6 protein-coding genes and 1 pseudogene are annotated in these 4,568 nt (G+C 70.6%); 5 read left to right on the plus strand and 2 right to left on the minus strand.

Annotated features, from left to right (window positions below; all coding sequences use genetic code 11):
- Together ACOJSF_RS06460 and ACOJSF_RS06465 are read right to left on the minus strand one after the other, a co-directional pair.
- Positions 1-187, minus strand: a 187-nt coding sequence (locus ACOJSF_RS06460; RefSeq protein ID WP_420141396.1) for a glutaminyl-peptide cyclotransferase, incomplete at its 3' end; no start/stop codon positions are given.
- A 23-nt stretch (positions 188-210) separates the two neighbouring features.
- Positions 211-1,023 (minus strand): cold-shock protein, encoded by an 813-nt coding sequence (locus ACOJSF_RS06465; RefSeq protein ID WP_420141397.1) that lies wholly within the window; start codon positions 1,021-1,023, stop codon positions 211-213.
- Between the two features lie 235 nt (positions 1,024-1,258).
- Between ACOJSF_RS06465 and ACOJSF_RS06470 the strand changes: the two genes are divergently transcribed.
- The 5 genes and pseudogenes from ACOJSF_RS06470 to ACOJSF_RS06490 form a co-directional block, all read left to right on the plus strand.
- Positions 1,259-1,876: a ribonuclease D gene (locus ACOJSF_RS06470; RefSeq protein ID WP_420141398.1), complete on the plus strand. Its 618-nt coding sequence runs from the start codon at positions 1,259-1,261 to the stop codon at positions 1,874-1,876.
- Between the two features lie 2 nt (positions 1,877-1,878).
- Complete coding sequence (lptC, locus tag ACOJSF_RS06475; RefSeq protein ID WP_420141399.1) at positions 1,879-2,526, plus strand: LPS export ABC transporter periplasmic protein LptC; 648 nt, start codon at positions 1,879-1,881, stop codon at positions 2,524-2,526.
- Entirely contained in the window at positions 2,523-3,071 is a 549-nt protein-coding gene (locus ACOJSF_RS06480) for an LptA/OstA family protein (RefSeq protein ID WP_420141400.1), read from the plus strand. The genes lptC and ACOJSF_RS06480 overlap by 4 nt, the downstream gene beginning before the upstream one ends.
- 38 nt (positions 3,072-3,109) lie before the next feature.
- Entirely contained in the window at positions 3,110-3,886 is a 777-nt protein-coding gene (gene lptB / locus ACOJSF_RS06485) for an LPS export ABC transporter ATP-binding protein (protein WP_420141401.1), read from the plus strand.
- A 58-nt stretch (positions 3,887-3,944) separates the two neighbouring features.
- Positions 3,945-4,568, plus strand: a pseudogene (locus ACOJSF_RS06490) (RNA polymerase sigma-54 factor); the annotation flags it as partial.

Genomic DNA, 4,568 nt, shown 5'->3' on the forward strand with positions numbered 1-4,568 from the left:
AATGAAAGATCAGCCCTTGAGTAAAGGCGTTGGCGTCGTGCGGCATTCGCGCGACGACGCGAACCGCCTCCATCGCGGGCGCCGGACAGGTGACGGCGGGCGCCGGCTCCTGAGCAGCAGCCGCACACGAAAACGCCGCGCCGGCAAGAACCGGCGCGGCGTAGATCAGGATCGGTGGGCGACGCATTCGCGCGCCTTCCGACCGACGGCTTACTGGACCGGGTTGAGGTTCACCGCGGCATATTTGCCGCGACGATCGACCTCGAGCTCGAACTCGAGCCGGTCGCCCTCGTTGAGCGTGGGAAGACCCGCACGCTCCACCGCCGAGATGTGCACGAACGCATCGGGCTGGCCGTCGTCGCGCTGGATGAAGCCGAAGCCCTTCATCGCGTTGAAGAACTTGACCGTGCCGCTCGCGCGCTCGCCGGTCAGCTGGCGCTGCGGGCCACCGGCCGCGCCGCCGGGGGCGGGCGCACGCCCTTCGCTGACGGGGACGATATCGCCCTCGAGCTGGAGGTTGGTGGCCGAAATGCGGCCGCCGCGATCCACCAGGCTGAACGACATCTTCTGGCCTTCGCCCAGGCCGGACAGGCCCGCCTGCTCGACTGCGGAGATGTGCACGAACACGTCCTCGCCGCCGTCGTCGCGGACCACGAAGCCGAAGCCCTTCTGGCCGTTGAAGAACTTCACGGTGCCCGTGGCCTCGCCGATCACCTGCGCCGGCATGCCGCCGCCACGGCCGCCGCCGAAGCCGCCACCGCCGCCGCCGCCGAAGCCGCCGCCACCACCGCCGCGATAGCCACCGCCGCCGCCGCCGCCGTAACCGCCGCCGCTGCGATAGCCGCCACCGCCGCCGCCGAATCGGTCACCGCCACCGCCGAACCGATCGCCACCGCCGCCGCCGAAGCGATCGCCGCCGCCGAAGCCGCCGCCGAAATCGCCACCGCCGAAGTTGTCCTCGCCGAAGCCGTCGCGCTTGTCCCTGCCGCCGCGCTGCCCGCGCCGCCCACGATCGAAACTCATGCCGTCAAGATCTTCCCGAAATCGCCCCTGTTCGTACAAATTCCCGTGCGACGGGGGGTCGCGCGTGAACCTCGGCCCGGACAAGCCATTCCAAGCCAGTTTCGGACCTTATAGCAGTTTCGTCGACGCCGCGAGCCCTTTTGCCCAATTTTTGCCACAGGTCGCACGCCCCATCGGCCGCGCGGGTCGTTTCGGCGGTTGAGCCGGGTGCCGCTCCCGCCTATCTGCACCCGATATGACAGTGTATTTGCATGAAGAGGATCTGCCGGCGGACGCGCTCGGCCCCGGCCCGGTCGCGGTCGATACCGAGACGATGGGACTGATCACCCCGCGCGACCGGCTCTGCCTCGTCCAGATTTCGGACGGCGCCGGCAACGAGCATCTCGTCCGCTTCGCCCCCGGCAGCAGCTACGCCGCGCCCAATCTGCGCGCGGTGCTCGCCGATCCTGAGCGGCTCAAGCTCTATCATTTCGCGCGGTTCGATCTCGCGGCGATCCGCCATTATCTCGGCGTGGTGGCCGCGCCGGTCTACTGCACCAAGACGGCGTCGCGGCTGATCCGCACCTATACCGACCGCCACGGCCTGAAGGAGCTGGTGCGCGAGCTGCTCGGCCAGGACATTTCCAAGCAGCAGCAATCCTCCGATTGGGGCGCGGCCGAGCTTAGCGACGCGCAGCGCGATTATGCGGCGTCCGACGTGCGCTTTCTCCACCAGCTGCGCGTCATCCTCGACGAGCGGCTGGCGCGCGAGAATCGCACCGCGCTCGCCCAGGCCTGTTTCGACTTCCTGCCCGCCCGCGCCGAGCTCGATCTCGCCGGCTGGCCCGAGGTCGACATCTTCGCGCACGTCTGATCGTGTCGGAACGCGCCCGCTCCCTCCGGCGCGATCGCCGCGCCTGGGCGGCGGCGGGCAGCAGCCACGATCGCCTGATCGCGCTGCTCCGCGTCGCGCTGCCGGTCGCGGTGTGCGTGCTCGCGGCCTTCCTCGCGCTCGCGCCGCTCACCGTCGGCCGCGACATCAGCTTCGTCCTGTCGAAGGACCGGGTCGAGGTGTCGAAGGAACGGATGCGCGTCAGCCAGGCCACCTATCGCGGCGAGGATTCGCGCGGCGAGCCGTTCCGGCTCGATGCCGACAGCGGCGTGCAGCAGACCTCGCGCGATCCGATCCTGCGCCTGTCCGGCCTGCGCGCCGAACTCGGCCAGCGGCGCGGCCCGACGCGGATCATCGCGCAGAAGGGCCGCTACGATCTCGACAGCCAGCGACTCGCGATCGACGGCCCGGCGCAGGTCGACGGCGCGGACGGCTTCCGCCTCGCCACCGCCGACGTGCTGGTCGATCTGAACCAGCGCGCGATGGTCAGCCGCCGTCCGGTGACGGGCACGATGTCGCTCGGCACCTTCGCCGCCGACCGCCTGCTCGCGCGCTTCGACAGCCGCGTCGTGACGCTCGACGGCGGCGCCCGCTTGCATATCGTGCAGGGCCGCGCCAGAGGCGCGCGATGACCCGCGCCGCCGCCCTCCTGATCGCCTGCCTTCTTGCCGCGCAGGCCGGCGCGCAGGGCGTGTCCGCGCTCAAGGGGCACAATTCGGATGCCCCCGCCGACATCTCGGCCGACCGGATCGAGCTTCAGGACCGCGCCGACCGCGCCGTCTTCGTCGGCCGCGTCCATGCCACGCAGGGCGATCTGACGATGGACGCCGCGCGGATGACGGTCGCTTATTCGCGCGCGCCGACCCCCGGCGCCGATCCGGTGATCAACCGCATCGATGCGTCGGGCGGCGTCACCGTCACCTCCCCCAGCGAACGCGCGCAGGGCAGCTATGGCATTTACGATCTCAACCGCCGGCTGATCACGCTGATCGGCGGCGTCACGCTCACGCGCGGGGGCAATTCGGTGCGCGGCGCGCGGCTGGTGATCGATCTCACCAGTGGCCGCGCCACCGTCGACGGCAGCGCGGTGGGCGGAAGCGGCACCACCACGAACAACGGGGGCCGCGTCAGCGGGCGCTTCACCGTGCCCCAGCGGACCAGCCCGCCCCAGCCGTAAGGCTTGCGTTCGCGGCCGCAGCAAGGAACGATAGCGTCATGACCGAACCCGCCGTGCGCGCGCCCAGCTCCTGCCAGTCGTCGAATGACGAGGGGTGCGGCCTGTCGATCGTCTCGATCGCGAAGAGCTATGACAAGCGCCAGGTGCTGCGCGACGTCAGCCTCGATGTCGCGCGCGGCGAGGTGGTCGGGCTGCTCGGGCCGAACGGCGCGGGCAAGACCACCTGCTTCTATTCGGTGATGGGGCTGGTCAATCCGGACGAGGGGCGCATCCTGCTCGACGGCAACGACGTGACCGCCTTGCCCATGTATCGCCGCGCGATCCTCGGCTTGGGCTATCTGCCGCAGGAAACCTCGATCTTCCGCGGGCTGACCGTCGGCAAGAACATCCTGGCGGTGCTGGAAATGTCGGAGCCCGATCCCGCCGCGCGTGCCGAACGGCTCGACGGGCTGCTCGAGGAATTTCACCTCACCCACCTGCGCGACTCGCCCGCCATGGCGCTGTCGGGGGGTGAGCGGCGCCGGGCCGAGATTGCGCGCGCGCTCGCCGCCGATCCGTCGATCATGCTGCTCGACGAACCGTTTGCCGGCATCGATCCGATCTCGATCGCCGACATCCGCGACCTCGTGAAGGATCTCAAGCGCCGCGACATCGGCGTGCTGATCACCGACCACAATGTTCGCGAGACGCTCGACATCGTCGACCGCGCCTGCATCATCTATGACGGGCGCGTGCTGTTCCAGGGCAGCCCGGCCGATCTCGTCGCGAACGAGGAGGTGCGGCGCCTCTATCTCGGCGAAAGCTTCGAGCTCTGACGATGGCCGGGATCGCCTCGGCCGGTCCGCCCCGCTCCCCGCCGGCCGACCGGCGCCGATGAGCCTCGCCCCCCGCCTCGACCTGCGCCAGACGCAGTCGCTGGTGATGACGCCGCAGCTTCAGCAGGCGATCAAGCTGCTCACGCTGTCGAACCTCGAACTGGAAGGCGTGATCGCCGAGGAGATCGAGAAGAACCCCCTGCTCGGCCTCGATTCGGGCGAGGGTGGCCCCGCGCCCGCCGCCGATCCCGCCCCGGCCCCGATGGAAGGCGGCGAGGAGATCACCGCCGACCGGCTGGTCGCGCATGGCGACGCCGCCGCCGACGCGCCGCTCGACGTCGATTACGATGCGGCGACCTTCCACCACGATTCGCCCGCCGACATGGCCGGCGGCCTCGGCATGGACCGGCTGGCGGGCGCCGCGCCCGAGGATGGGCCCGATCTCGACGCCTTCGCCGCCGCCGCGCCCTCGCTCGCCGATCATCTGCAGGCGCAGGCGGGCACGGTCCTGCGTGGGCCCGATCTGCTGATCGCCGGGCACCTGATCGATGCGATCGACGAGGCGGGCTATCTGCCCCCCGACGCGCCCGATGACGTCGCCGCGCGCCTCGGCGTCGCGCCGGATGCGGTCGCGCGCGTGCTGGCGGTCGTGCAGACCTTCGATCCCACCGGGGTCGGCGCG

Source organism: Sphingomonas sp., from assembly GCF_048594985.1.
In the GTDB taxonomy this organism is placed as follows: Bacteria; Pseudomonadota; Alphaproteobacteria; order Sphingomonadales; family Sphingomonadaceae; genus Sphingomonas_I.

Excerpts from the sequence above, each read along its gene's own strand:
- lptB (WP_420141401.1), top strand. The coding sequence starts at position 3,110 with ATGACCGAACCCGCCGTGCGCGCGCCCAGCTCCTGCCAGTCGTCGAAT.
- ACOJSF_RS06470 (WP_420141398.1), top strand. The coding sequence starts at position 1,259 with ATGACAGTGTATTTGCATGAAGAGGATCTGCCGGCGGACGCGCTCGGC.
- ACOJSF_RS06465 (WP_420141397.1), bottom strand. The coding sequence starts at position 1,023 with ATGAGTTTCGATCGTGGGCGGCGCGGGCAGCGCGGCGGCAGGGACAAG.
- ACOJSF_RS06480 (WP_420141400.1), top strand. The coding sequence starts at position 2,523 with ATGACCCGCGCCGCCGCCCTCCTGATCGCCTGCCTTCTTGCCGCGCAG.